General features: G+C 64.7%; 26 protein-coding genes and 1 pseudogene. 15 read left to right on the top strand and 12 right to left on the bottom strand.

Going from position 1 to position 26,628, the window contains the following annotated elements:
• Both KUW00_RS12885 and KUW00_RS12880 read left to right on the top strand, forming a co-directional pair.
• Window positions 1-194: pseudogene (locus KUW00_RS12885) on the top strand (aldehyde dehydrogenase (NADP(+))); the annotation flags it as partial.
• A 461-nt stretch (window positions 195-655) separates the two neighbouring features.
• On the top strand, window positions 656-991 hold the full coding sequence (locus KUW00_RS12880; RefSeq protein WP_222569222.1) for a type II toxin-antitoxin system HicB family antitoxin: 336 nt from the start codon (window positions 656-658) through the stop codon (window positions 989-991).
• A 66-nt stretch (window positions 992-1,057) separates the two neighbouring features.
• On the opposite strand, the gene KUW00_RS12875 is transcribed toward KUW00_RS12880, so the two are convergent.
• Complete coding sequence (locus tag KUW00_RS12875) at window positions 1,058-2,029, bottom strand: AEC family transporter (protein WP_315901136.1); 972 nt, start codon at window positions 2,027-2,029, stop codon at window positions 1,058-1,060.
• A gap of 502 nt (window positions 2,030-2,531) precedes the next feature.
• Here KUW00_RS12875 and KUW00_RS12870 point away from each other — a divergent pair.
• The 3 genes from KUW00_RS12870 to KUW00_RS12860 all read left to right on the top strand — a co-directional run bounded on the left by KUW00_RS12870 (window position 2,532) and on the right by KUW00_RS12860 (window position 5,413).
• Window positions 2,532-3,338: an alpha/beta fold hydrolase gene (locus tag KUW00_RS12870; RefSeq protein ID WP_222569221.1), complete on the top strand. Its 807-nt coding sequence runs from the start codon at window positions 2,532-2,534 to the stop codon at window positions 3,336-3,338.
• Entirely contained in the window at window positions 3,335-4,207 is an 873-nt protein-coding gene (locus KUW00_RS12865; protein ID WP_045991799.1) for an alpha/beta fold hydrolase, read from the top strand. The genes KUW00_RS12870 and KUW00_RS12865 overlap by 4 nt, the downstream gene beginning before the upstream one ends.
• A 177-nt stretch (window positions 4,208-4,384) precedes the next feature.
• Window positions 4,385-5,413 carry a patatin-like phospholipase family protein gene (locus KUW00_RS12860; RefSeq protein ID WP_045991798.1) on the top strand — a complete coding sequence of 343 codons (1,029 nt, stop codon included), beginning with the start codon at window positions 4,385-4,387 and terminating at the stop codon, window positions 5,411-5,413.
• 272 nt (window positions 5,414-5,685) lie between these two features.
• Here KUW00_RS12860 and KUW00_RS12855 read toward each other — a convergent pair whose 3' ends face one another.
• On the bottom strand, window positions 5,686-6,273 hold the full coding sequence (locus KUW00_RS12855) for a Smr/MutS family protein (protein ID WP_045991797.1): 588 nt from the start codon (window positions 6,271-6,273) through the stop codon (window positions 5,686-5,688).
• A 264-nt stretch (window positions 6,274-6,537) separates the two neighbouring features.
• Between KUW00_RS12855 and prmB the strand changes: the two genes are divergently transcribed.
• The 5 genes from prmB to phaC all read left to right on the top strand — a co-directional run bounded on the left by prmB (window position 6,538) and on the right by phaC (window position 12,008).
• Complete coding sequence (gene prmB / locus KUW00_RS12850) at window positions 6,538-7,509, top strand: 50S ribosomal protein L3 N(5)-glutamine methyltransferase (protein ID WP_231498478.1); 972 nt, start codon at window positions 6,538-6,540, stop codon at window positions 7,507-7,509.
• A gap of 10 nt (window positions 7,510-7,519) precedes the next feature.
• Window positions 7,520-8,605, top strand: a complete 1,086-nt coding sequence (gene aroC / locus KUW00_RS12845) for a chorismate synthase (RefSeq protein ID WP_108131481.1) — start codon at window positions 7,520-7,522, stop codon at window positions 8,603-8,605.
• 131 nt (window positions 8,606-8,736) lie between these two features.
• Window positions 8,737-9,117 carry a hypothetical protein gene (locus tag KUW00_RS12840; RefSeq protein ID WP_045991794.1) on the top strand — a complete coding sequence of 127 codons (381 nt, stop codon included), beginning with the start codon at window positions 8,737-8,739 and terminating at the stop codon, window positions 9,115-9,117.
• Window positions 9,118-9,402: 285 nt separating this feature from the next.
• Window positions 9,403-9,933 (top strand): phasin family protein, encoded by a 531-nt coding sequence (locus tag KUW00_RS12835; RefSeq protein ID WP_222569220.1) that lies wholly within the window; start codon window positions 9,403-9,405, stop codon window positions 9,931-9,933.
• A 236-nt stretch (window positions 9,934-10,169) separates the two neighbouring features.
• On the top strand, window positions 10,170-12,008 hold the full coding sequence (phaC, locus tag KUW00_RS12830) for a class I poly(R)-hydroxyalkanoic acid synthase (RefSeq protein WP_222569219.1): 1,839 nt from the start codon (window positions 10,170-10,172) through the stop codon (window positions 12,006-12,008).
• A 227-nt stretch (window positions 12,009-12,235) separates the two neighbouring features.
• Here the strand turns inward: phaC and lnt are convergent, their stop codons facing one another.
• The 5 genes from lnt to miaB all read right to left on the bottom strand — a co-directional run bounded on the left by lnt (window position 12,236) and on the right by miaB (window position 17,729).
• Window positions 12,236-13,726, bottom strand: a complete 1,491-nt coding sequence (lnt, locus tag KUW00_RS12825) for an apolipoprotein N-acyltransferase (protein WP_222569218.1) — start codon at window positions 13,724-13,726, stop codon at window positions 12,236-12,238.
• Between the two features lie 60 nt (window positions 13,727-13,786).
• Window positions 13,787-14,653: an HlyC/CorC family transporter gene (locus KUW00_RS12820; RefSeq protein WP_045991790.1), complete on the bottom strand. Its 867-nt coding sequence runs from the start codon at window positions 14,651-14,653 to the stop codon at window positions 13,787-13,789.
• On the bottom strand, window positions 14,650-15,156 hold the full coding sequence (gene ybeY / locus KUW00_RS12815; RefSeq protein ID WP_222569217.1) for an rRNA maturation RNase YbeY: 507 nt from the start codon (window positions 15,154-15,156) through the stop codon (window positions 14,650-14,652). The genes KUW00_RS12820 and ybeY overlap by 4 nt, the downstream gene beginning before the upstream one ends.
• Entirely contained in the window at window positions 15,153-16,244 is a 1,092-nt protein-coding gene (locus KUW00_RS12810) for a PhoH family protein (RefSeq protein ID WP_045991788.1), read from the bottom strand. The genes ybeY and KUW00_RS12810 overlap by 4 nt, the downstream gene beginning before the upstream one ends.
• Before the next feature lie 141 nt (window positions 16,245-16,385).
• Window positions 16,386-17,729, bottom strand: a complete 1,344-nt coding sequence (miaB, locus tag KUW00_RS12805) for a tRNA (N6-isopentenyl adenosine(37)-C2)-methylthiotransferase MiaB (RefSeq protein ID WP_045991787.1) — start codon at window positions 17,727-17,729, stop codon at window positions 16,386-16,388.
• Window positions 17,730-18,197: 468 nt separating this feature from the next.
• Here miaB and KUW00_RS12800 point away from each other — a divergent pair, with 468 nt between their 5' ends.
• Window positions 18,198-18,824 carry a TIGR04211 family SH3 domain-containing protein gene (locus KUW00_RS12800; protein ID WP_045991786.1) on the top strand — a complete coding sequence of 209 codons (627 nt, stop codon included), beginning with the start codon at window positions 18,198-18,200 and terminating at the stop codon, window positions 18,822-18,824.
• 20 nt (window positions 18,825-18,844) lie between these two features.
• Window positions 18,845-19,480: a thiopurine S-methyltransferase gene (locus tag KUW00_RS12795; protein ID WP_045991785.1), complete on the top strand. Its 636-nt coding sequence runs from the start codon at window positions 18,845-18,847 to the stop codon at window positions 19,478-19,480.
• 88 nt (window positions 19,481-19,568) lie between these two features.
• Here KUW00_RS12795 and KUW00_RS12790 read toward each other — a convergent pair whose 3' ends face one another.
• The 5 genes from KUW00_RS12790 to cysP all read right to left on the bottom strand — a co-directional run bounded on the left by KUW00_RS12790 (window position 19,569) and on the right by cysP (window position 24,201).
• The gene (locus tag KUW00_RS12790; protein WP_045991784.1) at window positions 19,569-20,156 is read right to left on the bottom strand and encodes a YajG family lipoprotein; all 588 of its coding nucleotides are present in this window, start codon (window positions 20,154-20,156) and stop codon (window positions 19,569-19,571) included.
• Between the two features lie 237 nt (window positions 20,157-20,393).
• Window positions 20,394-21,536: a sulfate/molybdate ABC transporter ATP-binding protein gene (locus KUW00_RS12785; RefSeq protein WP_222569216.1), complete on the bottom strand. Its 1,143-nt coding sequence runs from the start codon at window positions 21,534-21,536 to the stop codon at window positions 20,394-20,396.
• On the bottom strand, window positions 21,533-22,360 hold the full coding sequence (cysW, locus tag KUW00_RS12780) for a sulfate ABC transporter permease subunit CysW (RefSeq protein ID WP_108449783.1): 828 nt from the start codon (window positions 22,358-22,360) through the stop codon (window positions 21,533-21,535). Before cysW ends, KUW00_RS12785 begins: the two co-directional genes overlap by 4 nt.
• Window positions 22,360-23,223: a sulfate ABC transporter permease subunit CysT gene (cysT, locus tag KUW00_RS12775; protein ID WP_108131489.1), complete on the bottom strand. Its 864-nt coding sequence runs from the start codon at window positions 23,221-23,223 to the stop codon at window positions 22,360-22,362. The genes cysW and cysT overlap by 1 nt, the downstream gene beginning before the upstream one ends.
• A 24-nt stretch (window positions 23,224-23,247) precedes the next feature.
• Window positions 23,248-24,201 carry a thiosulfate ABC transporter substrate-binding protein CysP gene (gene cysP / locus KUW00_RS12770; RefSeq protein WP_261392157.1) on the bottom strand — a complete coding sequence of 318 codons (954 nt, stop codon included), beginning with the start codon at window positions 24,199-24,201 and terminating at the stop codon, window positions 23,248-23,250.
• A gap of 313 nt (window positions 24,202-24,514) precedes the next feature.
• On the opposite strand from cysP, the gene rpe reads away from it, so the two are divergent.
• From rpe to KUW00_RS12755, 3 genes are read left to right on the top strand one after another with little or no spacing between them, the layout of a single operon-like run.
• A complete protein-coding gene (gene rpe, locus KUW00_RS12765) occupies window positions 24,515-25,228 on the top strand; it encodes a ribulose-phosphate 3-epimerase (protein ID WP_045991820.1) in 714 nt (237 codons plus the stop codon).
• A gap of 38 nt (window positions 25,229-25,266) precedes the next feature.
• The gene (locus KUW00_RS12760; RefSeq protein ID WP_231498480.1) at window positions 25,267-25,671 is read left to right on the top strand and encodes a GIY-YIG nuclease family protein; all 405 of its coding nucleotides are present in this window, start codon (window positions 25,267-25,269) and stop codon (window positions 25,669-25,671) included.
• Window positions 25,672-26,529: a mechanosensitive ion channel family protein gene (locus KUW00_RS12755; RefSeq protein ID WP_045991780.1), complete on the top strand. Its 858-nt coding sequence runs from the start codon at window positions 25,672-25,674 to the stop codon at window positions 26,527-26,529.
• Window positions 26,530-26,628 lie beyond the last annotated feature (99 nt).

The following is a 26,628-nucleotide window of genomic DNA, read 5'->3' as shown; positions in this document are numbered from 1 at the left end:
ACGCCATGGTCCACGGTGGCCCCTATCCGGCCACCTCTGACTCGCGCACCACCTCGGTCGGCAGCGCCGCCATCCACCGCTTCCTGCGCCCGGTGTGCTATCAGAACCTGCCGGACGCCTTGCTGCCGCAGGCGCTCAAGGATGGCAACCCGCTGAACGTCAGCCGCCTGGTGGACGGCAAACGGGACAGGTGAAGGGACTGATGGACAGCGCCAGACGCGCTCGGTGGTGACACCGCTGACGTGAAAACAGCAAGGCCCGGTGAGTCGATCACCGGGCCTTGCTGGTATTGCATTGACGCTCGCACTTTTCAGGTTGCGCAGGAGCGTTCATTTGACTCGAGGTGGTACTAGGGCTTGTCTGAAAAGTGCCTGCGCTCGGTAATACGGCGTTAAAAATCGGCTGGTGCGCCAGCCCGGTCAAAATGCTCATTTACACCCCGTAAACTGCGCTTTCTCACCGATTTTTGCCTTGTCTAACCTTCGCTCGTCGACTTTTCGGACAGCGCCTAAGCTTTGGTACTGTCGGTGCGTGAAACGAAAACACGCAAGTTTCGAGAAGTGCGCGTGTTTCATCGTCCACACCCGACACCGGATACGGATAAGGGGGCCGTCGCAAGCCTTCGTAAATGGCTGGAAGCAAACGGATTGATGCCATGAACAATGTCATGATGATCAATGGTTATCGCGCCATTATTCAGTATGACCCCGAAATCGAGATGTTTCGCGGAGAATTCACGGGACTCAATGGGGGCGCCGATTTCTATGCCGATAGTGTCTGTGCCTTGCGCAAGGAAGGGGAGATATCGCTGCGTGTCTTCTTGGTTACTTGCCGCGAGATGGGGATCGATCCTGTCAGGGCGTTCTCTGGAAAGTTCCAGGTCCGCGTTCCCGAATCGATGCACAAGCAGGCGGTTGATGCAGCCAAGGCCCGCGGCATCAGCCTGAATCAGTTGTTGACGACTGCGCTAGAGAACGAGCTATTGACGTGACGTCGATGAATTGAGGTCAAAACGTACCGAGATTGCTGGACGCATGGGGTGTGCTGGACCCTTTTCTTACACCAGTTCGGCAGCCGTCAACACCATGATCCCCACACTGATGGAGACCAGGCTAAGCAAGGTGCTGAGCATGATGATGCTGGCGGCGAGGCGTTGATTGGCGCCGGCCCCCCTGGCCATGACGTAGGCTACGGCGGCGGTGGGGCTACCGAGAAACAGGAACAGCATGCCGAGTTCGGCGCCCCGAAAGCCCACCGCCAGTGCCAGTGCAACACCGATGGCCGGCATGACGGCAACTTTCCACAGGCTGGCCGACAGCGCCAGGGTTCCGCTCTCACGGGCGGCCTGCAGGCTCAGGCTACCACCTATGCAGATCAGCGCCAGCGGTAGCGACAGCGAGGCCAGGTAGTCGCCGGATGTCATCAGCCAGGGCGGCAAGTCGAGGTGAAGGTAGGTCAGCGGCAGGGCGGCGACGATACCGATGATCAATGGGTTGGTGGCGACGTCCTTGAGGATCGCCAGGGGACGTGAGCTGACCACCGGACTGTAGACCGACAGTACAATGGCCGACATTACCAGGTTGACGATGATGATGCCGCCGGCCATGACACTGCCGAGCGACAGGCCAAAGTCGCCGTACATGTTGGCCGACAGGGCCAGTCCGACGATACCGCAGTTGCCGCGAAAGGCGCCTTGCACAAAGACGCCGCGATCCACTCGCGGGCAGCGCCACAGGGCCCAGCCCCAGATGACAAGAAAGATGGCCACCGAGACGACCAGATAGAAACCGACCAGTCCGAGCTTCAGGTCCTGGCCGGGATCGGCGCGCAGCAGGCTCAGGAACAACAGCGTTGGCATGGTCAGGCGAAACACCAAGCTCGAGGCGGTGTCGACGAAGGCTTGATCGATCCAGCCCAGACGCTTCAGAACGGCGCCGATGAAGACCATGGCGAAAACGGGCAGGCTGACGCCGAGGGTGCTGGCAAGGATGCTGATATCGATGGGGAGACCCTCCTGCTCGGATAGCACGCTAAAGGACTTAATATACTATGTATGATTTATTGTTGGGAAGCCTTTGGGTGGACGGCGTCGGGTGAGGCTCTTGGTATGACCGGTAGCGCGGGACTTCGATGGTGGCTGGATTCAAGAATCTGAGGGCCAATCACGGTGCGGTTCGACCAGGGAGAGGGCCGGTCGAAGAAGAGGAGGTGAAGAGGACGTGGAGATGAAGTGAAGAGAACGACTGAAGAGGGCGCACGTCGGGGCTTCTGGTGCGCCTTTGTCAAGAGAGATCAGCGCGCCAGCCAGAGTCCGATGACCACCGCCACGGCCACGGTGGTGAAGAACAGACGGTTGCGCAGGCGGGTATCGCGGGCGGGTTTACGGGACACGCGTTGCTCCTTGGTAGCGGGGAGTCAGGGGGAATTCCGGGGAATCTAGGCTTTGGTTCACTTGGCGGCCTAGGGTAATGCCGTTAGCCTGCCAAGGCTACAGCGGCGGGTCGCCGCCTCTCATCGGATGAGACAGAATCATGCCAGATACCCCAACCTTGCTGTTCGCCCACGCCAATGGCTTTCCCGGCGGCAGTTACAGAAGCCTGCTGGCACCACTCGCAGAGCGCTTCGACGTCCAGCCGCTCGATCGCCTGGGCCACCATCCCGATTTTCCCGTGGGCCACAACTGGTTGGCATTGCGTGATGAATACCTCGAGAGCACCCGCCACCTGGCCGGACCCTTTATCGCTGTCGGCCACTCCATGGGCGGGGTGATCACCGCCATGGCGGCGCGCCAGGAGCCGGAGCGGTTCCAGGCCGTGGTGATGCTCGACCCGCCGCTGATGCTGGGCATCGACGCCTTGGCCATGCGCGTCAGCAAGTGGCTCGGCATGGTGGATCGAGTGACGCCGGCAGGCAAGAGCAAGGGGCGCCGTACCCGTTGGGAAAGCCGTGATGCGATGCGCGCTCAACTTCGGCGCAAGGGCCTGTTTCGCAGCTTCACCGAGGAGGCACTGGACGACTACATCGACGCCGGCACCACGACCCTGGAGGACGGCGCGGTGGTGTTGAGCTATGACCCGGATATCGAGGTCGAGATCTTCCGTCATCTGCCCCACCATCTGGATCGTCTGCCCACGGAGGTACGAGTACCTCTGGGTGTGCTGGCAGGGGAGACGTCTGACTTGCTGACCGAGGCACGTTGCCGACGTCTCAGCCGGCGCGGTATCGCCCTGGACAGGGTGCCCGGCAGTCATATGTTTCCGATGGAGCAGCCCGAGGCAACGCGACGCGCCTTGCTGGCCATGATCGACCGTCTGCTGGGCGAAGGGGCAACGCAATGAAGCCAGCGGGAGAAGCGCTTCGCCTGGCACAGGGGCGCCTGGCCGCACTGGCCTGGGGGCGCACGGAGGCGCCGGTGTGGCTGGCGCTGCACGGCTGGCTCGACAACGCCGCAAGCTTTGCGCGTTTAGCGCCGGTGCTGGCCGAACGGCTCGATATACGCCTGGTGGCCATCGACATGGCCGGCCATGGTCACTCCGAGCGGCTGCCCGGTGACTACGACTACGCCATCTGGGACTACTGCCACGACCTGCTCGATGCACTGGATGATCTCGGACTGGATAGTGCCCCGGTGCTGGCTCACTCCCTCGGCGCCGGGGTGGCCTGCCTGGTCGCCGCGGCCTGGCCCGAACGCATCGAGCGCCTGGTGCTGATCGACGGTCTGGGGGCCTTGACCACCCCACCTGAAGATACCGCTGGCCAGTTGGGGCGTTCGTTGCGGGCCCAGCGTCGCCGTCGCTCGCGGATTCCTCATTATGCCGATCTGGATACCGCGGTGGCGGCGCGGGTCGCCGGTGGCGCCACCCCGGTGGATGCCGAGACGGTGCGCGACATCGTGGCCAGGAACCTGACCCCCTGCGACGAGGGCGGCCTGCGGCTGCGCACCGACCCGCGCCTGCTGCGCCCCTCCCCCGTGCGGCTGACCGATGACCAGGTCGCGAATCTGCTCGAGGCTATTGCCTGCGAGGTACTGCTGGTCGAAGGGCGTGACGGTATTCTCGGGGAACGTCCACGAGGGGTGGCCTCGCGAGCACGCGTTCGCCGCCTGACCCGTCGCGTGCTGGAGGGCGGACACCATCTTCATGCCTCGCCGCAGCACGCCCCCGCGGTGGCCGATGCCATCGTCGAGGCGTTGTCCGCAACACCTTGATCGAAAAGACGATCTTGGCAGCCAGTCGGTGGATGAGTCTTGGCCGCTGCGCCGTGACAGGCCGCGTAAGCTTTTCCACGGTGGGTTAGTCTAAGCTTATAGACAGGCCTGCGAGTGCGAGGCATGCGCTGTTCAAGCGCTGCCCGCGCGGCCAATCCGCAGCAGGAGGGCATTGCCATGACCGTCTATCGCCACGATTGTCCCCCGGGATCGAGCGGCAAGCGCATTGCGCTGACATTGGGTAGTGGTGGTGCCCGAGGCTATGCCCACATCGGTGTGCTGCAGGAATTGGTCGCCCGCGACTATGAAGTGGTGGCTATCTCGGGGTGCTCCATGGGCGCCCTGGTCGGGGGCATCTTTGCTGCGGGGAAGCTCGAGCCCTACCGTCAGTGGGTCGAGGAGCTGGGCTCCTTCGGCGTACTTCGCCTGCTCGACATGTCGTTCACCTCCATGGGTGCCATGCAGGGCAGGAAGGTGATGAGCAAGATCGAGTCGTTTATCGGTGACGTCGCCATCGAGGACCTGCCCATTCCCTTCACCGCGGTGGCGACCGACCTGATGCGCCAGCGAGAAGTGTGGTTTCAGCGGGGGTCCCTGCTCAAGGCTATCCGTGCCTCCATCGCCATACCCGGGGTCTTCACGCCGGTCGAGGATGGGCCTCGGCTGCTGGTCGATGGCGGTCTGCTCAATCCGCTGCCGATCATCTCCAACGTGTCGGTCCACGCGGACCTGGTGATGGCGGTCAACGTCACCGCCAACAGCCCCAACCTTGTCTCTCTCGAGGAGTTGCTGCCGGTGGAGTGCCCGAGCTGCGATGAGGCCCGAGGCGGTAAAGGTACCAACGGAGAACGCCGCAGGGGCGATCGACGCGGTGCGCTGATGGCGCGGCGTTTTCAGGAAAGCGCCGAATCGGAGGCCGAAGCCGACCGTGCCGAGCGCGGTAATGCCGCGCTGGGGCGCAAGGACTGGGGGCGGCTGGCCACCATCCTGACCTCCTTCGACATCACCCAGGCGGCGTTGGCGCGCTACAAGGAGGCGGGCTATCCGCCGGACATCCTGGTGGAGATACCCAAGACCGTCTGCGGTTCCTTCGAATTCCACCGTGCCAGGGATCTGATCCGTCTGGGGCGTCACCTGACCTGCCAGGCGCTGGATCGCATCGAGACCTGCGGTATCGTCGAGCAGACCGAAAAGCCAGCAGGCTGACTCAGGGCATCTGGCTGCGACTTCCAGGCCCATATCGACTGCGCCGCCTCAGCAGCATCTGGGTCGCACCGATGCACCTTCTGACAGGGCCTCAGGGCGTTTGGCCGCGCCGCCTCAGCAGCACGTAAACCGCACCGGTGCCGCCTTCGGCGTCGGTGGCAGGGGTTTAGAAAGCGAAGGCCAGTACGCTTGGCCATTCTCCTGAATTTCTAGAGAGCCAGGCGTTGCCGCGAGTTCGTGGCAGGGGCTCAGGGTGTCTGTCTGACAGGGACTCAGGGCGTCTGTCCGCGCCGTCTCAGCAGCACGTAAACCGCACCGGTGCCACCTTCGGCATCGGTGGCCGAACAGAAGGCCAGCACGCTCGGCCATTCTCTCAACCACGCATTGACGTGACTCTTGATCACCGGATAGTCGGCGGTGGCGCCCCAGGCCTTGCCGTGGACCACGATCACGCAGCGATGGCCACTGGCCACCGAGTCACGCAGAAAGCTCTCGAGTTCCGAGCGAGCCTCCTCGAGGCTGTAGCCGTGCAAGTCCAGACCGCCTTCCCAGCCGATCATCCCGCGCTTCAACTGGCTACGGGTGCGATAGGGCAGGTCGGGAAGGGCAAAGTCCAGATACTCCGATGGGCGTACCGGCTCGACTCGGCCATCCGAGGTGCGCCCGGTGGCCACGTCATCACCCGCGCTGACGGCGGCAGCGCGGCGCGCGGCGGCGGCCTGATCTCGCTGGGCACGGGTGGTCGGGCGCGGCTTGCCGGTGTCGGCGCGGTTGTGGCGGATACGACGGACACCTGCCTGCTCCAGGGCCTGGCGAAACGCGCTGATCTCGTCGTCGGGCGGTGGCTGGCGCTGGCTCATGGGGTCCTCGGGTCCGGTAAAAGGGAGGCCCAGTATACCGTGGTGGCCGTGGCAGTGAACCGCCGGCACGGATACAATGCCTTGCGAGTCAGATAGCCATCTATATCGCTATCTCGATCTCTATTTATATCGCTATCCAGGATCTTGCATCTGCCTTCGCCCCTGGAACGGAAGGGATCTTCGCGTGAAGGTCGTCGAAGGCGGTGATTGTCCATGCGATCCTGGCGCACGCCTCTTCTTGAACCCGATCGACAGGATGCCCTCTTGGCCGACTCTTCCTCCTCTCCGTCCACTTCCAGGTCTTCGACGCTGGCGCTCCCCGACGCTGAATTGGCCGACGGCCTGTTCACCCTGCGCGACTGTCTGCGCTGGGCAACCAGCGAGTTTCACCTGGCGGGGCTGACCTACAGCCACGGCACAGACAGCGCCTGGGACGAGGCGGTGGCACTGGTGCTTGGCGCCTTGCATCTGCCCTGGAACGTGGACCCCGGCGTGCTGGACGCGCGGCTGCTGCCGATGGAACGCGAGCGCATCGTCGGTCTGGTGCGCGCCAGGATCAGCGACAGGCGGCCCTTGCCCTACCTGCTCGGCGAGGCCTTCTTCGCCGGGCTTGTGTTCAGTGTGGACGAGCGGGTGTTGATTCCGCGCTCGCCGATTGCCGAGTTGATCGAGTCGGGCTTTCAGGCCTGGTTCCCCGAGGAGCCGCCTCGGCGCATCCTCGACCTGTGCACCGGCTCGGGCTGTATCGGCATCGCCTGCGCCGAGTATCTGCCTACCGTCGAGGTGGACCTGTCCGATATCAGCCAGGACGCCCTGGCGGTGGCCCGTGAGAACATCAATCGCCACGACGTAGGCCGGCGCGTGCGCGCGGTGCACAGCGACGTCTTCGATGGCCTGGAAGGTCAGCGCTACGACTTGATCGTGTCCAACCCGCCCTACGTCGATATCCGCGACCTGACCACCATGCCGGAGGAGTTCCGTCATGAGCCGGCTCTGGCGCTGGGGGCGGGCAGCGATGGCCTTGATATCGTCAGACGTATCCTGCGCGAGGCAAGAGCGCACCTCAGCGACCACGGCGTGCTGATCGTCGAGGTCGGCAACTCCGATCATCATCTGGAAGCGGCCTTCCCCGAGGTTCCCTTCCTGTGGCTCGAATTCGAGCGCGGCGGTCAGGGCGTGTTTGCCCTCACCGCCGAAGAACTCGACGCCCATGCGGCGTCCTTTGCACAACAATAGAGGAGCGCCCATGTCCGGCAATACCTTCGGCAAGCTGTTTACCGTCACCACCTTTGGCGAGAGTCACGGGCTTGCGCTCGGCGCCATCGTCGATGGCTGCCCGCCTGGCATCGAGCTCAGCGAGGCCGATCTGCAGGCCGACCTGGATCGTCGCCGTCCAGGCACGTCGCGCCATACCACCCAGCGTCGTGAGCCTGATCAGGTGAAGATCCTGTCGGGCGTGTTCGAGGGGCGCACCACCGGTACCTCGATTGGCCTGTTGATCGAGAACACCGACCAGCGCTCCAAGGACTATTCGAAGATCAAGGACCAGTTCCGGCCGGCCCACGCCGACTACACCTATCACCACAAGTACGGCGAGCGCGACTATCGCGGTGGCGGACGTTCCAGTGCCCGCGAGACCGCCATGCGGGTGGCCGCCGGGGCCATCGCCAAGAAGTACCTGGCGAGCCAGGGCATCGTGGTGCGTGGCTACATGAGTCAGCTGGGCGAGCTGGCCATCGAGTTTCGTGACTGGGAAGCGGTCAACGACAACCCCTTCTTCTGTCCCGACCCCGAACGGGTGCCGGAACTCGAGGCCTACATGGACCAGCTTCGCCGTGACCAGGACTCGGTGGGGGCGAAGATCACCGTCACCGCCGAAGGGCTGCCGCCCGGGCTTGGCGAGCCGGTGTTCGACCGCCTCGATGCCGAGCTGGCCCACGGCCTGATGAGCATCAACGCGGTCAAGGGCGTCGAGATCGGTGACGGCTTTGCCAGCGTGGCCCAGCGTGGCAGCCAGCACCGTGACGAGATGACCCCGGAGGGTTTTCTGTCGAATCATGCCGGTGGCGTACTGGGAGGCATCTCCAGCGGCCAGACGCTGATCGCTCACCTGGCGCTCAAGCCGACCTCCAGCATCACCATTCCTGGGCGCTCCATAGACGTGGACGGCAATCCGGTGGAGGTGGTAACCAAGGGACGCCACGATCCCTGCGTGGGGATTCGTGCCACGCCCATCGCCGAAGCGATGATGGCGCTGACCCTGATGGACCACCTGCTGCGTCATCGCGCACAGAACAGTGATGTGCGAGTCAGCACACCACGGCTACGCTGAATCGCAGAGCATGACAGGACTGCTACACTCAAGTAACTGTGGCAGGGAAGGTGCAGGATGCAGGCATCTTTGCGCCCGATAGCGCGGGCTACCGGCGCCACACACCGCCATACAAGGATCACGAGGCCAGCATGAAGATCAACGTCGAATTCGATCTGACCCCGGAAGAGTTACGCCAGGCATTGGGGCTTCCCAATATCGAGGCCTTCCAGCAGGACCTGCTCGATCGCATTCATCGGCAGATGGAGTCCGGTGTCGAAGGCTACGATCCGATGAGCCTGATGCAGCCGTTCCTGCAACAGCCGGCGCTGCAGCAGGGACTGTCCCAGGGGCTTGCCAGTTTCGGCAACTATCAGAAGATGATGATGGATATGCTGACCCAGGCCGCCCAGAGCGCCAAGGGTTCTTCTGCCAAGGATGACAAGGCCGAGGAGGCGTCAAGCTCCACGGCGCCGCGGTCCAGTGGGGCGGCCAAGGCCAGCTCGCGCAGTGCCAAGGGCGGCAAGAGCTAGCCAGGTGCTCGTCAAGTGCCCGCCAGGGGCCCGCAGGAAAGCGGCCACGGGTATGGCGGGGAGGGCAGATTCGCCGATGGCGAGGGTGCGGGGCGTCTTGATGCACAATCGCGCAGGAGGCGACGCCTGTCATGGCGTTGTCACCGAGGGTGTGCCAGACTGAGTTTGTTGCGCTGCAACAACGCTGTCCTCAGCATGCTTCCTGGACGGAGGCTCCCTGGCGGACAGTGGCAGCGGATTGCCGAGTGGACAGACACCATCGACACGATTCCAGGAGGTTCGGTCATGCAAGACAAGATGTTCGACAACTTCAACGAGCAGACTCGTCAGTTCTTCGAGCCGATGCGCAAACTCAACTCCCTGATGCTGGACAACATGCAGAAAATGTCCCAGTACCAGATGGAGTCGATGAAGCGCTATAGCCAGATGGGTACCGAGCGCATGCGTGAAGCCACCGCGATCAACGACGCCGAGGGGCTGCGCGACTTCTCTACCCGTCAGGCCGAGATGCTCAACGAACTGTCGGCGCAGATGCTCGAAGATGCCCGCGCCATGAGCGAAATGAGCCTCGAGTTCAAGAGCGAACTGGAGTCGCTGTTTGCCGAGTCCGGCCAGCAGCTTGCCGATCAGGCGACCCAGGCCCGCGACCAGGCGACCGAGGCGGTCGAGAAGGCCACCCAGCAGGTCACCGAGGCAGCCGAAAAGGCCACCCAGCAGGCCAGCCAGGCGGCCTCCCAGGCCTCGTCTCAGACCAGCAGCGCCAGCAAGTCGACCGGCGGAACCGCCAAGGCGACCTCCAGCCGCAAGCGCACTTGAGGCAAGCGGGTCTGAGGCAAGCGCACCTGAGACAAGAGTACTGTTGGACGTGCCAATGAGTGAGCGGCCGCAGGCGAGTGCAGGCATTGGCGTGAAGCGCCTGCCGCACGACGGCATAGACAGCGGCGGCCGACTCGCCCCCCAACAACGATGACGAAACGAGGGTGGATAGCTGCGACGCCGCGAGGCCGACGGTGGTCCACCCTTTTTTGCAGGGCAGGCCAGAGGAGAACGCAATGGCGGCAGGTGATCAGGCGGCGGACAACCCGGAGGAATGGGGCAACCAGCTATCGGTGCTGGGCGCCGAGTACCAGGCGTTGATGGAAGATTTCCTTTCGCGCATGGTGCCCAATGACGCAGCGGATTCGGTGATGGAGGACATTCGCAACAGCTTCCAGGCCGGTGCCGAATCGCTGATGCGCAATCCCACCCTGCTATGGGAGACCCAGGCCAAGCTGATGCAGGATCAGATGGCGCTGTGGCAACAGGCCATGGCGGCGGCCAGCGGTGGCGCTTTCGAGCCCTTGGTGACGCCGTCCCGCGGCGATCGCCGCTTCAAGGACGAGGCCTGGACCAGCGATCCTGGCTACAACGCCATCATGCAGCAGTATCTGCTGTTCTCGAACACCGTCGAGACTCTGGTGGACAAGCTCGACGATCTGAGCCCCGGCGAGAAGCGCAATCTGTCCTTCTACGCGCGTCAGATGGTCAACGCCATGTCGCCGACCAACTTCGTCTCCACCAATCCCGAAGTCATGCGCAAGACCCTCGAGACCCGGGGCCAGAACCTGGTCGACGGTCTGTCGCGTCTGCGCGAGGACCTGGCCAACTCGGCCGAGGGTCTTAACGTCACCATGACCGATCGCAGCGCCTTCGAGGTCGGTGAAAACATCGCGGTGTCACAAGGCGCGGTGGTGATGGAAAACGAGCTGATCCAGCTGATCCAGTACGCGCCCACCACCGAGAAGGTGTTCAAGACGCCGCTGTTGATCGTGCCACCCTGGATCAACAAGTTTTACGTGCTCGACCTGCGCCCGGAAAACTCGCTGGTGAAGTGGCTGGTGGACCAGGGCCACACCGTGTTCCTGATCTCCTGGCGCAACCCCGGACCGGAGCAGCGCGATCTGACCTGGGCGGACTACATGCAGCTTGGCCCGATCGCGGCGCTGGACGGTATCGAGCAGGCCACTGGCGAGAAGTCGGCCAACTTCCTGTCCTACTGCATCGGCGGCACCCTGACGGCCTCGACCATGGCCTACCTGACCAGTACCCGGCGCGGGCGCAAGGCCAAGTCGGTGACCTACATGGCGACCCTGCAGGACTTCCGTGACCCCGGCGAGATCGGCGTCTTCCTGAGCGAACCGGTGCTCCAGGGCATCGAAGCCAAGCTCGAGCAGGACGGTTACCTGGATGGCCGCGTCATGGCCTACTCGTTCAACCTGCTGCGGGAGAACGACCTGTTCTGGTCGTTCTACGTCAACAACTACCTGAAGGGCGAGGATCCTGCGGCCTTCGACCTGCTGTACTGGAATACCGACGGCACCAACCTGCCGGCGGGCACCCACGGCTGGTACCTGCGTCACCTGTATCAGGAGAACCAGCTGGTCGAGCCAGGCGGTGTCGAGCTCGACGGCGTCAAGATCGACCTGCGCAAGGTGTCGACGCCGAGCTACTTCATCGCCACCAAGGAAGACCATATCGCCAAGTGGAACAGCAGCTACTACGGCGCGCTGTTGCCCAAGGGCCCGGTGACCTTCGTGCTGGGGGGCTCCGGCCATATCGCCGGTGTGGTCAATCCGCCGCACAAGAACAAGTACGGCTACTGGACCAACGACGAGCTACCCGACAACCACGAAGAGTGGCTGGCCGGTGCCGAGGCTCATGAAGGTTCCTGGTGGCCCCACTGGCAGGAGTGGATGGTCAAGGGTGGCTACGTGGACGCCGACAAGATGGTCGATGCCCGCGAGCCTGGTGGCGGTGAGCTGCCGCTGCTGGAGCCCGCGCCGGGGCGTTTCGTCAAGACCAGCATCCCTGAAGTGCTGGGCGAGGCGGAGGACGACGAGGCCGCCGAGTAACGTTCGTCAGCGTGACAGGCAGGAGGGTATCCGAGGAACGCATCTGGCCCTTGGTACCCGCCTGACGCTCGTACACTGATCCGCACTGTTGCAACATGGTGGCAACACGGTTGCAACACAACAACGCCGCGAGGGCCTGAGCCCTCGCGGCGTTGTCGTGTGTGGTGAATGTCGTTCGCGGCCAGAGCGGCGTCGACGGTCGTTGGCTTGCGTCGGCTTGCGTTGGCTTAGCCCCGCCGGCGCCACAGTGCGCCCGCCAGCAGCATTAGCCCGGCGACGAGCCAGGTGGGCCAGCTGCCGGTACGGGTGAAGGGCGTCAGCCCCTGCATCGGCTGCACCTGACCGTCCAGGCGCGCCGTCTCGAACTGGGGCAGCTGGTCGAGCAGGCGGCCCTGATCGTCGATGATGGCGGTGATGCCATTGCTGGTGGCGCGAATCACGTAGCGGCCATTTTCCAGGGCACGCAGCCGGGCCATCTCCAGGTGCTGGTGGGGGCCGATGGAATCGCCAAACCAGCTGTCGTTGGAGACGGTCAGCAGCAGTTCCGAATCACGGGCACGCTCGGCCACCAGGTCGGCGTAGATGATTTCGTAGCAGATGGCGTTGCCGAGGGTGTGACCGGCGGCGGTCATCGGCGGCTGCGTATCCGGTCCTGGCGTCATGGCAGGCATCGGCAGGTCGAAGAAGGCGATGGCGCCCCTGAGCAGGCTTTCCAGTGGCAGGTACTCGCCGAAGGGCACCAGGTGGGCCTTGCGATAGGCGCCACTGGCGTTGCCGTAGGCGCTCACGGCGTTGAAGAAACGCCCGTCGGCATCGCGCTGGAGGATACCGGTCAGCAGCGCCGTCTCGGGGGCCAGCGCCGCCTGGGCGCGGGCCATGATCGGCTCGGCCTGGTCCTCGAACATCGGCAGGGCGGCCTCGGGCCAGATGACGATGTCCGGCTCCACCGGGGCGGACGCCTCCAGGTCACCGGTCATGCCCAGATAGGTATTGACCGCCTGACGCTGGCCTTCTGGCAGCCACTTGATCTCCTGGGGCAGGTTGCCCTGCAACAGGGCCACGTTCAGCGGATCACCGGTGGGCGAGGTCCACTGGTTCGGCAGCAGCCAGGGCAGGCCCCACAGGGCCACCAGCGGCAGGGCGGCCAGCGGTCGTGGCCGTGCCAGCTCCGTCAGCAGCACACCGCTGGCCGCCACCACCAGCGACAGCAGGTAGACGCCGCCCAGGGGCGCCAGCGCCGACAGCGGTGAGTCGACCTGGGTGCTGCCGAGCAGCAGCCAGGGAAAGCCGGTGAACAGCCATGTCCTGATCCACTCCATCAGTACCCAGAAGCCGACGAAGCCGAGCCCGCCCGCCAGCGCGGTGGGGCGGGCCGGCATCAGGCGCCGGAACAGCCCCATCGGCAAGGCGACGAACAGCGCCATGCTGGCCACGAACAGGGCTGTCAGGAAGAACGCCAGCGGTGCGCTGGTGTAGCCATAGTCGTGGATCGATACGTAGACCCAGGAGGCGCCGCTTCCGAACAGTCCGAGGCCGTAACACCAGCCGCGCAGCAGCGCCTGGCGTGCGCCCCGACGATAGAGACCGGTGTAGACCAGGGCGGCGGCCAGCGGGGCCAGCCACCACCAGGAAAAGGGGGCGGCGGCGAGGGTCGTCAGCCCTCCGGCAATCAGGGCGGCAAGGTAGCCGGCCCTGCCGCCGAGCACTCGCTCGAGCATGGGGTCCATCCTTGGTGTGGGCGAGAAAGGCAAGGCGTCCCCGGACGGGGACGCACGGGTTCAGTCGTCGGTACGGCTTTCGGGTTCGACCTCGAGCAGCCGGATACGCCGATTGTCGGCGTTGAGCACGGTGAAGCGCCAGCCCCCGATCAGAGTATGTTCGCCGCGCGCCGGCAGGTGGCCGAAACGCTGCATCACCAGTCCTCCCAGGGTATCGAACTCGTCGTCGGAGAAGCGCGTGCCGAAGCGCTCGTTGAAGTCCTCGATGGGGGTCAGGGCTCGCACCGCGTAGCGGTCATCGCCCAGCTGGCGGATGTCCTCTTCCTCGTCGGTGTCGTGCTCGTCTTCGATGTCGCCGACGATCTCCTCGAGGATGTCCTCGATGGTGACGATCCCGGCGGTGCCGCCGTACTCGTCCACCACCACCGCCATATGGCTGTGGGTGTCACGGAACTCCTTCAACAGGCTGTTGAGGCGCTTGGACTCGGGTACGAACATGGCAGGGCGCAGGACTTCTTCAAGCTGGAAGGGGCGGTCGTCGCTGGACCCCTGCAGCAGCGGCAGCAGGTCCTTCACCAGCAGGATGCCCTTGACCTCGTCGAGGTTCTCGCCGATCACCGGGTAGCGCGAGTGACCGGTCTCGAGAATGATCGGCAGGTAGTCTTCCAGCGGCTGATCGAGCTCCAGGGCGGTGACCTGGGAGCGCGGAATCAGCACCTCCCTGACCTGCTGGTCGCTGATGTTCAGGGCGCCTTCGATGATGGTCATGGCATCCTGCTCAAGCTTCAGGCGGCTGCCCGCCTGGCGCAGGAATTCGCGCAACTCTTCTCGCGAGCTGGGTTCGTCACTGTCGCTGGACAGGGCACTGAAGAGTTTGTCGAACCAGGATTTGTTGGGGGCCTGGCTACTCGATCGGTCTTCGCTCATGCGTCGGCTCTCTCGTCCTCGCTACCGGGATCCGGAGATGGGGCCGGCGGGGCGTAAGGGTCGTCAATGCCCAGGCCGGCAAGGATATTGCGCTCGAGGCCTTCCATGAGGTCGGCCTCCTCATCCTCGATATGGTCATGGCCCAGCAAATGCAAGGTGCCGTGCACAACCATATGAGCGTAGTGATCGATCAGCGACTTGTCCTGCTCGCGTGCTTCGCGCACGACCACCGGATGGCAGATCACCAGATCGCCAAGCAGCGGAAGCTCGAGGCCTGGCGGGGCCTCGAAGGGGAATGACAGGACATTGGTCGGGGCATCCTTGCCACGGTAGTCACGGTTGAGGGTCTGGCTCTCGTCGGCGTCGACCAGGCGAATCGTGAGTTCCGACTCCGCCCGTTCGGGGAAGTGGGCCAGCACGGCGTCGACCCAGCGCTCGAGGTCATCGGCCTCTGGCAGCTCGCTGGCCTCGCTGGCCACCTGACGGTCCACGCAGGCGCTCATCGGTGGGCGTCTCCGTCACCGTTCATGGACTGTAGACGCTCGGCACGCTCCAGCCGACGCTCTTCGGCACGCGCCTCGCGGCGGGCGCGCTCCTCGGCTTCCTGGTTGGCCTCGAACAGGTCGTAGGCCTCGATGATACGCTGCACCAGCGGGTGGCGAACCACGTCCTTGGCGGCGAAGTGGGTCACCCCGATACCGGCGGTGTCCTTGAGCACATCGAGCACCTGGATCAGGCCGGAGCTCTGGCCCTTGGGCAGGTCGACCTGGGTCACGTCGCCGGTGATCACCGCGGTGGAACCGAAGCCGATGCGGGTCAGGAACATCTTCATCTGCTCGCGAGTGGTGTTCTGGCTCTCGTCGAGAATGATGAAGGCATTGTTCAGGGTGCGCCCGCGCATGTAGGCCAGCGGCGCGATCTCGATCACCTGGCGCTCGATCAGCTTGGCGACTTGCTCGAAGCCGATCATCTCGTACAGGGCGTCATACAGTGGGCGCAGGTAGGGATCGATCTTCTGGGCAAGGTCACCGGGCAGGAAGCCGAGCTTCTCGCCGGCTTCCACCGCCGGGCGCACCAGCAGGATGCGTCGCACCTGCTGTTGGTTGAGCGCTTCCACCGCAGCCGCCACCGCCAGGTAGGTCTTGCCGGTGCCGGCGGGGCCGATGCCGAAGTTGATGTCGTGGTTGCGGATGCTGGTGACGTAGCCCTGCTGATTGAGGCCGCGCGGCTTGATCAGGGTGCGCGGGGTACGAATCAGCACCTCGCCCTCGCCGGCGTCTTCTTCGGCGTCCTCGTCGAGGGCCTCGATGCCGGCTTCCTGCAGGAACAGGTGCACGGTGTCCGGGGTCAGCTCGGTGGCCTCGGCCTCACGATAGAGGTGTTCCACCAGGTTCGCGGCCGCCTTGACGCGAGCGCCGGGGCCGGCCAGCTGGAACATGTTGCCGCGGTTGCGCAGGGTGACGCCGAGCCGGCTTTCGATCAGCTTCAGATGCTCGTCGCGCTGGCCACACAGGTTGGCAAGACGGCGGGGCTCGTTGGGTTCGAGGTTGAGCGTGATGATGCGGTTGGCCTGGGTCGATGGCTGGCTCAAGGCGTGAAGAATCCGTGTTTGGGTGGCTTTGAAGGTTCAGCTTACTGCCCCGGCGTGGGCCAGGGCAATGCTCCGGGTCCTGTGCATTGGCGATCGTCATGGTGAAACGGCCAAGCCGCCCGTCCCGGAGCAGGGCGAGCCTCAGTAGCGCTCGCCGGAAGCCAGTTCGCCACGCAGCGAGTTGGGCAGGGCCTCGGTGATCTCGACGTCGACGAAGTAGCCGATCAGCTCGGTGGGATTGGCCGCGCGGAAGTTGACCACCCGGTTGTTCTCGGTGCGTCCGGACAGCTGGCCCGGGTCGCGGGGCGAGAAGCCGCTGACCAGCACGCGCTGGGTAGTGCCCACCATGCGCCGACTGATCTGCATCGCCTGCTGGTTGATGCGCTCCTGCAGGATCGCCAGACGCTGCTTCTTGATCTCTTCCGGGGTCTCGTCGTCAAGCGCCGCCGCCGGGGTGCCCGGGCGAGCGGAGTAGACGAAACTGAAGGACACGTCGAAGCCGATGCGATGGATCAGGTCCATGGTCGCCTCGAAGTCCTCCTCGGTCTCGCCCGGGAAGCCGATGATGAAGTCCGAGGAGAAGCTGATGTCCGGGCGCAGGGCGCGGATGCGCTCCATCTTGTCGACGTACTCTTCGACCGTGTGACCGCGCTTCATCGCCGCCAGGATGCGGTCGGAACCGGCCTGCACCGGCAGGTGAAGGTGGCTGACCAGCTCCGGAATCTCGGCGTAGGCCTCGATCAGGCTGTCGCTGAACTCCACCGGGTGCGAGGTGGTGAAGCGGATACGGTCGATGCCGTCCACCGCCGCCACGCAGGCGATCAGTTCGGCCAGATCGATTTCGTCGCCGTCGTCGTTGAGCCCGCGGTAGGCGTTGACGTTCTGGCCCAGCAGGTTGATCTCGCGAACGCCCTGGTCGGCCAGGTGGAAGACCTCGTCCATGACCGCCTCGAACGGCCGCGAGACTTCCTCGCCACGGGTGTAGGGCACCACGCAGAAGGTGCAGTACTTGGAGCAGCCTTCCATCACCGAGACGAAGGCGCTGGCGCCGTCGGAGCTGGGCTTGGGCAGGTGATCGAACTTCTCGATCTCGGGGAAGGTGACGTCCACCACCGAGATCTGGTTGTCACGGCTGGCGTCGAGCATGCTCGGCACCCGGTGCAGGGTCTGGGGACCGAACACCATGTCGACGTGGGGGGCGCGCTTGCGAATGGCCTCGCCTTCCTGACTGGCCACGCAGCCGCCGACGCCGATCACCAGATCGGGGTTGGACTGCTTGAGCTTCTTCCAGCGACCGAGCTGGTGGAACACCTTCTCCTGGGCCTTTTCCCGAATCGAACAGGTGTTGAGCAGGATCACGTCCGCGTCCTGTTCGTTGTCGGTCAGTTCCATCTGATGGGAGTCGCCGAGCAGATCCGCCATGCGGGCAGAGTCGTACTCGTTCATCTGGCAGCCGTGGGTCTTGATGAAGAGTTTCTTCGTCATAGCAATATGTCGGGCTCCCGGCCCGATGGGCACCAGGGGTGCCTGGTCACGTGAGTGGTGGTGAATGGGCGCGAGACTGGCGGTCGAACGACCGTGGCGCATGGTGGCGCATTATACGCACCCGGCCCGGGTGGGGCCAGTTTGCCGATGTACCGGCCAGGGACCAGGGCAGGGCGCGCGGAGATCCCGGTGGATCTTGGTCCACCGGCCGGGGTATCCCGGTGAGCCAATGTGATAGTCTTGCGGGCGGATGGGAACGCGGGCTGGCTATTTTATGACCATTTTGTGCCAACCCCAGGTGTCTCGCCCGCAGGACAGCGATGTCCAGCGGTTTTCCCGACACTTGTCCACAGGAGCTGTGGAACGTTTGTCACCCTCCTTGGTCTCATCGCACGTTGCGGCTTGGCAGGAAGCCGGCGCAGCGTCACTCGAGTCGCAACCGAGCCCAGATTAGCCAGGAAAGACGGCATGAAAACGCAATTTCTCAAGACAGTGACCCTGGGCCTCGCCCTGACCGGCGCCGCCCTGCCGGCGATGGCTCAGGACGAGGGCACCTCACGGTGGGTGTCGGACGAACTCACCACCTATGTGCGCAGTGGCCCCACCGACGGCTACCGCATCGTCGGCACCTTGACCGCCGGCCAGCCGGTGACCCTGCTGGACACCTCCGGCGACTATTCCCAGGTCCGAAGCGACAGCGGAGACGTGGTCTGGGTCCCCAGCAGCGAACTGCAACAGACCCCCAGCGCCAGCGACCAGCTGCCCAAGCTCGAGGCAAGGGTGGAAGAACTCACCGAGGAGCTCGACGGCATCAACGAAAGCTGGGAAGAGCGCACTCGGACCATGACCGAGACCCTCGAGGTGCGCGAGAGCCGCATCGCCGAACTGGAAGCACGCAATCATGAGCTGGAGAGCGCCTTCAGCGATATCAGCGAGACCAACAAGGACCTCGAGGCTCGCCTGGAGACCCGCAAGGAAGACCTGCTGATGCGCTACTTCATGTACGGCGGGGGCGTCGCCGGGGCGGGCCTGATCGTCGGCCTGATCGTGCCGCACCTGCCGCGGCGTCGGCGCAAGCGCGACCGCTGGTTCTAGCACCCGGGACAGAGAATTCGATGCACGAACACTGGTTGAAACGCTGGGAAGAGGGGCGCATCGGCTTTCATCGCGATAGCGTTCATCCTGCACTGATCCGCCACTGGCCGATGCTGGGGGCGGTTCCCGGGACCAAGGTACTGGTGCCGCTGTGCGGCAAGAGCCTGGACATGCGCTGGCTGGCCGAGCATCAACATCCGGTACTCGGCATCGAGCTGTCGGAGCGCGCGCTCGAACAGTTTGTGGAAGATGGCCGAGGGGAGGTGTCGCGCTACCAGCAGGACGGTTTCGCGATTCTGCGACAGGGCAGTATCGAGCTATGGTGCGGTGACTTCTTCCACTTCCATATCGCCCAGGCCTCGGAGATCGGCGCCTTCTATGATCGCGCCGCCCTGATCGCCTTGCCCGAGGCCACCCGCCAGCGCTACGCCTTTCACCTGGCCCAGCTGATACCGCCTGGCGCGCGGGGGCTGCTGGTCAGTCTGAGTCGGAGCGGCGACGACGGTCCGCCGTTCCATGTGGACGGCGCCGAGGTGAGGCGGTTGTTCGACCCCAACTTCATCGTCACCCACCTGGAAGACGGCGAGCCCGAAGCCAATGGCTTTCGTGAGTCGGTGTGGGCGCTGGTACGGCGTGGTCCCACCACCGACGAGTGATTGAGTGCATCCAACCAAAGCGCGCCACCCACAAGGGGCGGCGCGCTGTCGTGTGCCTGCCTGGCCCGCCCCGCGGGGCGGGCGAGCGTCAGCGGGCCAGCAATTGGCCCAGCTCCGGGTCGGCGAAGGCCCGGTTCAGACCGTCGGTGAGCAGGTCGGTGACCATGCGCTGATTGGTTGCCTTGTCCGGCTTCACCGCATAACTCTGCACGCGGCGCGAGGTGTAGGTGCCGGTGTAGGTCTGGCCGTCATTGCTGGCTTCGGCCTCGATGACGCTTTCCAGTCTGGCCTCGTCCACCAGCGGCTGACTCTGGCCGCGTTCATAGCTCAGCTTCTTCAGCGTCAGCGTCAGGCTGGGGCGGCCCGGAGCCGGTTCGGCGGTGGGGCTGAAGCCCATCTCGCGCACCGCCCGCTCCACCTCGGCCTGAAGCCTCGGCACGATCTCGTGGGGGCTGACACTGATGGTGGCGGTGGAGCTTGCGCTGCCGCTGCGGGTACCGAGCACGTCCGAGGGGCGGTCATCGGCGGCGATGACGGTGACCGCCTGGCCAGAGCCGGAGGCCGGCACGGCCACGCTGCGCTTGGGGTCGGGCTGCAGATGGTGGGGGCTCGAGCAGGCGCTGAGCGCGAGCAGCGCGGTCACACCAGCGGCGCCCAACAGAAGGCGACGAAGCATAGGGGGAACTCCTTGTCGTGTTATCGGTAGAAATCGCACCGTAGTGCGCACTCGTCGGGCGAGGCTTTGCCTGGACGGGCGATAGTACGTCTATCAGAGGGGGGCGTGCAGCAAAAGTTCCTGGGCTGATCGAAGCGGACAAGGCCCGCCAGGCGGGCGTCTGCGCCGCACTCGCGGTGCTTGGACAGGGCGCCACCCTTGGCGGTGCTTGGACAGTGGCGCCACCCTTGGCGGCGCTCAGACAGTGGCGCCGGACTCGCGACGCGTGGCGCTATCCTTGGCGGCGTGGTCACCAGGCCTGTCCGGTTGCTGGCTATCGGGCCGACTGTCTGGATAGTGGTGCCAGTGCCGGGGCAGGGCGTAGACCCGGGAGCCACGGCCAAGTGCCAGGCGTTCGGCGTCGCCATGGCTCAGGGTCGCCATCCAGGGCTCGTCCATCCAGTCGGCGTTCAGCTCGATGCGCACTTCGGCGCCCACCGGGACCACCGCGGTGACCACCGCGGGCAGGTGAGCGTCGGCACTGGGGGCGGCGGCCACCTGTACCTCGTGGGGGCGCAGCAGGATTTCCTGAGGGCCGTCGTCCAGGTCCAGTGTCAGGCGCGCCTCACCGCAGGTCAGCACGCCGCCGCGAACCTCGCCTTCCAGATGATTGACGTCGCCGAGGAATTCGAACACGAAGCGATTGCGCGGTTGACGGTACAGCGTCTCCGGGGTGTCGATCTGCTCGATACGGCCGTTGCTCATCACCACCACACGGTCAGACAGCTCCAGCGCTTCCTCCTGGTCGTGGGTCACGAACACGCTGGTGAAGCCCAGCTCGTCGTGCAGGTGCCTGAGCCAGCGACGCAGCTCCTGGCGGACCTTGGCATCGAGCGCCCCGAAGGGTTCATCGAGCAGCAGCACCTCTGGCTTGAGGGCCAGGGCGCGTGCCAGCGAGACACGCTGCTGCTGCCCGCCGGAGAGCTGCGCCGGGAAGCGTTCGGCCAGGTGAGACAGCTGCACCATCTCCAGTAGCTGCATGACCCGGGAGCGGATCTCACCGCTGGACGGACGCTCGCGGCGGGGCAGCACAGTCAGGCCGAAGGCGACATTGTCGAACACGCTCATATGGCGGAACAGCGCGTAGTGCTGGAACACGAAGCCGATACGCCGGTCACGTACGTGGACATGGGTCACGTCGCGTTCGCCGAACAGAATGCGGCAGTCGGGGTGGTCGTCCGGTGTCTCGAGCCCGGCGATGATCCGCAACAGGGTGGTCTTGCCGGAACCGGACGGGCCCAGCAGGCCGATCAGCTCGCCGCTGTTGATGTCCAGGTCGATGGGAGACAGCGCCTGGGAGCGTCCGAAGTGCTTCTGGATATGGTCGAGACGAATGCTCATGTCAGGGCCTCCCGGCGCGTCGCGCGCCATTCGAGCGTGGCCTTGGCGGCCAGGGTAAGCAGGGCGATCAGCGCCAGCAGGGCGGCGCTGGCGAAGGCGCCGACGGTGTTGTAGTCCTGATACAGAAGCTCCACGTGCAGCGGCAGGGTGTTGGTCTCGCCGCGGATGGCCCCGGAGACCACCGAGACCGCGCCGAATTCACCCACCGCCCGGGCGTTGGTCAGGATCACGCCGTAGAGCAGGGCCCAGCGGATATTGGGCAGGGTCACCCGGCGAAACAGCGTAAAGCCGCGTGCGCCGAGGGTTACCGCCGCTTCTTCCTCGCGGGAGCCCTGGGCCTGCATCAGCGGGATCAGCTCCCTGGCGACGAAGGGGCAGGTGACGAAGATGGTCACCATCAGGATGCCGGGCCAGGCGAACATCAACTGGATGTCGTGGGCATCCAGCCAGCCGCCGATCCAGCCGTTGCGGCCGTAGAGCAGCAGGTAGACCAGGCCCGCCACCACCGGCGAGATGGCGAAGGGGATGTCGATCAGTGTCTGCAGAAGGCGCCGTCCGGGGAAGGCGAAGCGGGTCACCAGCCAGGCCAGCATGACTCCGAAGACCAGGTTGACCGGGATCGTCAGCAGGGTGATGAACAGGGTCAGGCCGATCGCCGCCAGGGTGAAGTGATCCGTGACATTGGCGATGAAGGGCCCGACACCCTCGGCCAGGGCCTGGGCGAAGATGGCCAGCAGCGGTAGCAGCAGAAACAGTGCCGAGAGCGTTACCGCCAGCGCGATCAGGCTGCGCCTGAGCCAGGGGGCGTCACCGATTCGTTGCATCAGCCGCGTCCTCCGTGCAGTCGGCGGATAAAGCGTCCCTGCCACAGGTTGATCGCCAGCAGCAGCGCCAGCGAGGTCGCCAGCACCACCGACGCGATGGCCGAGGCCCCCACGTAGTCGTACTCCTGCAGCTTGACGAAGATCATCAGCGAGGTGATCTCGGTCTCGTAGGGCATGTTGCCGGCGATGAAGATCACCGCACCGAATTCGCCCAGGGAGCGCACGAAGGCGAGCCCGGTGCCGGTGACCAGGGCCGGCCACAGGTGGGGCAGGATGACCCGACGAAAGGCCACGCCGTCGCGGGCGCCCAGACTCATGGCGGCTTCGTCGATTTCCGCGGGCAGGTCCTCGAGCACCGGCTGCACCGTGCGCACGACGAAGGGGATGCTGGTGAAGGCCATGGCCAGGGCGATGCCGACCCAGGTGTAGGACACCTGCCAGCCCAGCGGCTCCAGCAACTGTCCCATCCAGCCCTTGGACGAGTAGAGCGTTGCCAGGGTGATGCCGGCGACCGCCGTGGGCAGCGCGAATGGCAGGTCCATCAGGGCATCGAGCAGGCGCTTGCCGGGGAAGTCGTAGCGCACCAGCACCCAGGCCATCAACAGCCCGAACACGGCGTTGACCAGCGCCGCCACCAGGGCGCCACCGATGGTGGTGACGTAGCTTGCCACCACGCGGGGTTCACTGATGATGAACCAGTACTCGGACAGCGACAGCCCCTTGAGCTGGCCGACCAGGCCGGTCAGCGGCAGCAGCAGTACCAGCGAGACGAAGGTGAGGCTGATGCCCAGAGACAGGCCGAAGCCCGGCAGCACGCGGCGCCGGGCGGATCGGGCAAAGGGCAGGGAGATGGCCTTGTGCATGGGATAGGTCGCTTGCCTTGACGATCAGCGACGCTGCAGCTGGTCCAGCTCGCCGCCGCTCTTGAAGTGGGTGTCCATGGCGCTGTCCCAGCCACCGAACACGTCCTGGACCTCGAACAGCTCGGTCTCGGGGAAGCTATCGGCGAACTCTTCCTTCACCGCTTCGTTGTGGACGCGGTAGTTGAAGCCTGCCAGCTGGCGCTGGGCCTCCTCGGTGTAGAGGTAGTCGAGGTAGGCACGGGCGAGCTCGAGGTTGCCGTTGCGCTCAGCGTTTTCCTCGACCACCGCCACCGGGAACTCGGCGAGGATGCTGACCGGCGGCACGATGACGTCGTATTCGTCGCTGCCGTACTCGTCACGGATATTGTTGACCTCGGACTCGAAGCTGATCAGCACGTCGCCGATGCCACGTTCGATGAAGCTGGTGGTGGCGCCGCGACCGCCGGTGTCAAACACCTTCACATTGCCGAGGAAGTCGCTCATGAACTCGCGCACCTGGTCCTCGTCGCCGTCGAAGTTGCGCTCGGCGGCACCCCAGGCGGCCAGGTAGGTATAGCGGCCGTTACCGGAGGTCTTGGGGTTGGGGAACACCAGTTCGACGCCCTCGGCGGCCAGGTCTTCCCAGCTCTCGATGCCCTGGGGGTTGCCCTTGCGCACCAGGAAGGCGGTGGTGGAGTAGTAGGGCGAGGCATTGTTGGGCAACTGGCTCTGCCATTCTTCCGCGACCAGGCCGGCATCGGCCAGTACCTGGACGTCGGTGACCTGGTTGTAGGTCACCACGTCGGCCTTCAGGCCCTGCAGGATGGCGCGGGCCTGGGCGGAAGAGCCGCCGTGGGACTGCTTGATGGTCAGCTCACCGTCATTCTCTGCCTGCCAGTGCTGCTGAAACGCCGGGTTGATGGCGGCGAACAGCTCGCGGGCGATGTCATAGGACGAGTTGAGCAGCTCCTTGTCCTCGGCCATTACCGGCGAGGCCATGGCACCGCCGAGGCCGGCGGCCAGGGACAGGGACAGGGCGGTACGGCGCAGGATCGGGGGCAGCTTCATGTCGGGGTTCCTTGACGTCGGGGGTGGGCCGGGGAAATCGGCGGATCGCAACGAAGGCTAAGGCTAATTTTAAGGAATTACAATCCTGTTTGTTAAAACTGTTTGGAATATAAGATGTCGCAACGCGCATACTATAGACGACTGCAACCGGACGAATCGGCAGAAGATGTGGAGGAAGATCGCTGATGCGGGCGGGACCAACTGCTAGAATGCCGCTTTTCGTCGAGCCCTTGTGGCCTCCACCATGACTCTCTCCTCGGATGACTCCATGAACGACTTCCTGATCGCGCCTTCGATCCTGTCCGCTGACTTCGCCCGCCTGGGAGAAGAGGTCGACAACGTGCTGGCATCGGGTGCCGATATCGTCCACTTCGACGTGATGGACAATCACTACGTGCCTAACCTGACCATCGGGCCGATGGTCTGTGAGGCGCTGCGCAAGCATGGCGTCACCGCGCCCATCGATGCCCACCTGATGGTCAAGCCCGTGGATCGACTGATCGGTGACTTCATCGATGCCGGTGCCAGCTACATCACCTTCCACCCCGAGGCCTCCGAACATATCGATCGCTCGCTGCAGCTGATTCGTGACGGCGGCTGCAAGGCGGGACTGGTGTTCAACCCGGCGACGCCACTGTCCTACCTGGACTACGTGATGGACAAGGTCGACATGGTGCTGCTGATGAGCGTCAATCCGGGCTTCGGCGGTCAGTCGTTCATCCCGGCGACGCTCGACAAGCTGCGCCAGGCGCGTGCGCGCATCGACGCCAGCGGACGGGACATTCGTCTGCAGGTGGATGGTGGCGTGAAGGTAGACAATATCGCCGAGATCGCGCGCGCCGGGGCGGACACCTTCGTCGCGGGCTCCGCGGTGTTCGGCGCGCGTCGCGACGAGGACCCCCACGGCTACGACAGCATCATCGCCGACTTTCGCTCGCGCCTGGCCTCTACGCGGTGATTGGCGATTCGGACTATGCTGGCTCAGGCAAGCCGGGCTTGGATGAGCCGGGCTTAGTCGAGCCTGTCTCAGATGAGCCTGTCTCAGGCGAGCCAGTACCCGAGCTGCCGGCGGCGGCAACGACGACGTGGTACCTGTATATCGTCGAGACGGCGGCCGGGGCGCTTTATACCGGCATTACCACCGATGTCGCCAGACGTGTCGAGCAACACCGCAGCGGCAAGGGCGCCAAGGCGCTGCGTGGCAAGGGCCCGCTGACGCTTCGCCATCAGGAGCCGGTCGGCACGCGAGGTGACGCCAGCCGGCTGGAAATCGCCGTCAAGCGCATGTCGGTGCGTCGCAAGCGCCAGTGGCTGGCAGCGCGCATCAGCACTGACGAAGCGAGGGCGGTGGTCGAGCAGGATCGTACTTCGATAACGAAAACGACATACAAGGAGAGGTAGATGGAGTTCCTGCAAAAGCTGGACGTGGAGGCCCTGATCGAGTTTGCCTCGACCACCGGGCTGCAGTTTCTGATCAATCTGGTCGCCGCGGCGGCGATCTTCATCATCGGTCGCTGGGTGGCCAAGGCGGTACACCGGGTGGTGGTCAAGGGCATGCAGCGTGCCGACGTCGAACCCCTGCTGGTCAAGTTCCTCGGCAACATCCTGTATGCCTTGCTGCTGACCTTCGTGATCCTGGCCGCCATCAGCCGGATCGGTATCCAGACCGCCTCGTTGATCGCGGTGATCGGTGCCGCCGGTCTGGCGGTGGGTCTGGCCCTGCAGGGGTCGCTGGCCAACTTCGCCGCCGGGGTCATGGTCATCATCTTCCGCCCCTACCGGATCGGCGACTACGTGGAGGCAGGTGGGGTCAGCGGCACCGTCGAGGATGTGCAGATCATCAGCACCGAGCTGAGCACGCCGGACAATCGCAAGATCATCGTGCCCAACGGCCAGATGATGAGCGGTGCCGTGGTCAACTATTCTGCCCACGCCACTCGTCGGGTCGATCTGACGGTGGGGGTCGGCTATGACGACGACATCGATACCGTGCGTCGGGTGCTGGAGAGCGTGGTCGCCGACGACCCTCGCGTGCTCAGCGAACCGGCGCCGAATATCCGCATGAATGCCATGGGCGACTCCTCCATCACATGGATCGTGCGGCCCTGGGTGCAGGCATCCGACTACTGGGACGTCTACTGGGAGATGACCGAGGAGATCAAGCGTCGCTTCGATCGCGAAGGTATCAGCATTCCCTTTCCCCAGCGCGACGTGCATCTCTATCACCACGCCAAGGACGAGCCCCAGGCCAACGCCTGAGCAGGATGTGGTGCTGTCGATGACGACAAACGAGAGAAGCTGCCCTGGGGCAGCCTCTCTTGCTGTAAACGCACAGTGCGAAGTCTTGCAGGGGTGTGC

This window comes from Halomonas sp. DP5N14-9 (assembly GCF_019802175.1).
GTDB lineage: Bacteria > Pseudomonadota > Gammaproteobacteria > Pseudomonadales > Halomonadaceae > Halomonas > Halomonas litopenaei.
The sequence above is the reverse complement of the archived record's forward strand: the minus strand, read 5'-3'. Positions and strand labels throughout refer to the sequence as shown.

Excerpts from the sequence above, each read along its gene's own strand:
- KUW00_RS12880 (WP_222569222.1), top strand. The coding sequence starts at position 656 with ATGAACAATGTCATGATGATCAATGGTTATCGCGCCATTATTCAGTAT.
- KUW00_RS12870 (WP_222569221.1), top strand. The coding sequence starts at position 2,532 with ATGCCAGATACCCCAACCTTGCTGTTCGCCCACGCCAATGGCTTTCCC.
- KUW00_RS12865 (WP_045991799.1), top strand. The coding sequence starts at position 3,335 with ATGAAGCCAGCGGGAGAAGCGCTTCGCCTGGCACAGGGGCGCCTGGCC.
- KUW00_RS12860 (WP_045991798.1), top strand. The coding sequence starts at position 4,385 with ATGACCGTCTATCGCCACGATTGTCCCCCGGGATCGAGCGGCAAGCGC.
- KUW00_RS12855 (WP_045991797.1), bottom strand. The coding sequence starts at position 6,273 with ATGAGCCAGCGCCAGCCACCGCCCGACGACGAGATCAGCGCGTTTCGC.
- aroC (WP_108131481.1), top strand. The coding sequence starts at position 7,520 with ATGTCCGGCAATACCTTCGGCAAGCTGTTTACCGTCACCACCTTTGGC.
- KUW00_RS12840 (WP_045991794.1), top strand. The coding sequence starts at position 8,737 with ATGAAGATCAACGTCGAATTCGATCTGACCCCGGAAGAGTTACGCCAG.
- KUW00_RS12835 (WP_222569220.1), top strand. The coding sequence starts at position 9,403 with ATGCAAGACAAGATGTTCGACAACTTCAACGAGCAGACTCGTCAGTTC.
- phaC (WP_222569219.1), top strand. The coding sequence starts at position 10,170 with ATGGCGGCAGGTGATCAGGCGGCGGACAACCCGGAGGAATGGGGCAAC.
- lnt (WP_222569218.1), bottom strand. The coding sequence starts at position 13,726 with ATGCTCGAGCGAGTGCTCGGCGGCAGGGCCGGCTACCTTGCCGCCCTG.
- KUW00_RS12820 (WP_045991790.1), bottom strand. The coding sequence starts at position 14,653 with ATGAGCGAAGACCGATCGAGTAGCCAGGCCCCCAACAAATCCTGGTTC.
- ybeY (WP_222569217.1), bottom strand. The coding sequence starts at position 15,156 with ATGAGCGCCTGCGTGGACCGTCAGGTGGCCAGCGAGGCCAGCGAGCTG.
- miaB (WP_045991787.1), bottom strand. The coding sequence starts at position 17,729 with ATGACGAAGAAACTCTTCATCAAGACCCACGGCTGCCAGATGAACGAG.
- KUW00_RS12800 (WP_045991786.1), top strand. The coding sequence starts at position 18,198 with ATGAAAACGCAATTTCTCAAGACAGTGACCCTGGGCCTCGCCCTGACC.
- KUW00_RS12795 (WP_045991785.1), top strand. The coding sequence starts at position 18,845 with ATGCACGAACACTGGTTGAAACGCTGGGAAGAGGGGCGCATCGGCTTT.
- KUW00_RS12790 (WP_045991784.1), bottom strand. The coding sequence starts at position 20,156 with ATGCTTCGTCGCCTTCTGTTGGGCGCCGCTGGTGTGACCGCGCTGCTC.
- KUW00_RS12785 (WP_222569216.1), bottom strand. The coding sequence starts at position 21,536 with ATGAGCATTCGTCTCGACCATATCCAGAAGCACTTCGGACGCTCCCAG.
- cysW (WP_108449783.1), bottom strand. The coding sequence starts at position 22,360 with ATGCAACGAATCGGTGACGCCCCCTGGCTCAGGCGCAGCCTGATCGCG.
- cysT (WP_108131489.1), bottom strand. The coding sequence starts at position 23,223 with ATGCACAAGGCCATCTCCCTGCCCTTTGCCCGATCCGCCCGGCGCCGC.
- cysP (WP_261392157.1), bottom strand. The coding sequence starts at position 24,201 with ATGGCCTCGCCGGTAATGGCCGAGGACAAGGAGCTGCTCAACTCGTCC.
- rpe (WP_045991820.1), top strand. The coding sequence starts at position 24,515 with ATGACTCTCTCCTCGGATGACTCCATGAACGACTTCCTGATCGCGCCT.
- KUW00_RS12755 (WP_045991780.1), top strand. The coding sequence starts at position 25,672 with ATGGAGTTCCTGCAAAAGCTGGACGTGGAGGCCCTGATCGAGTTTGCC.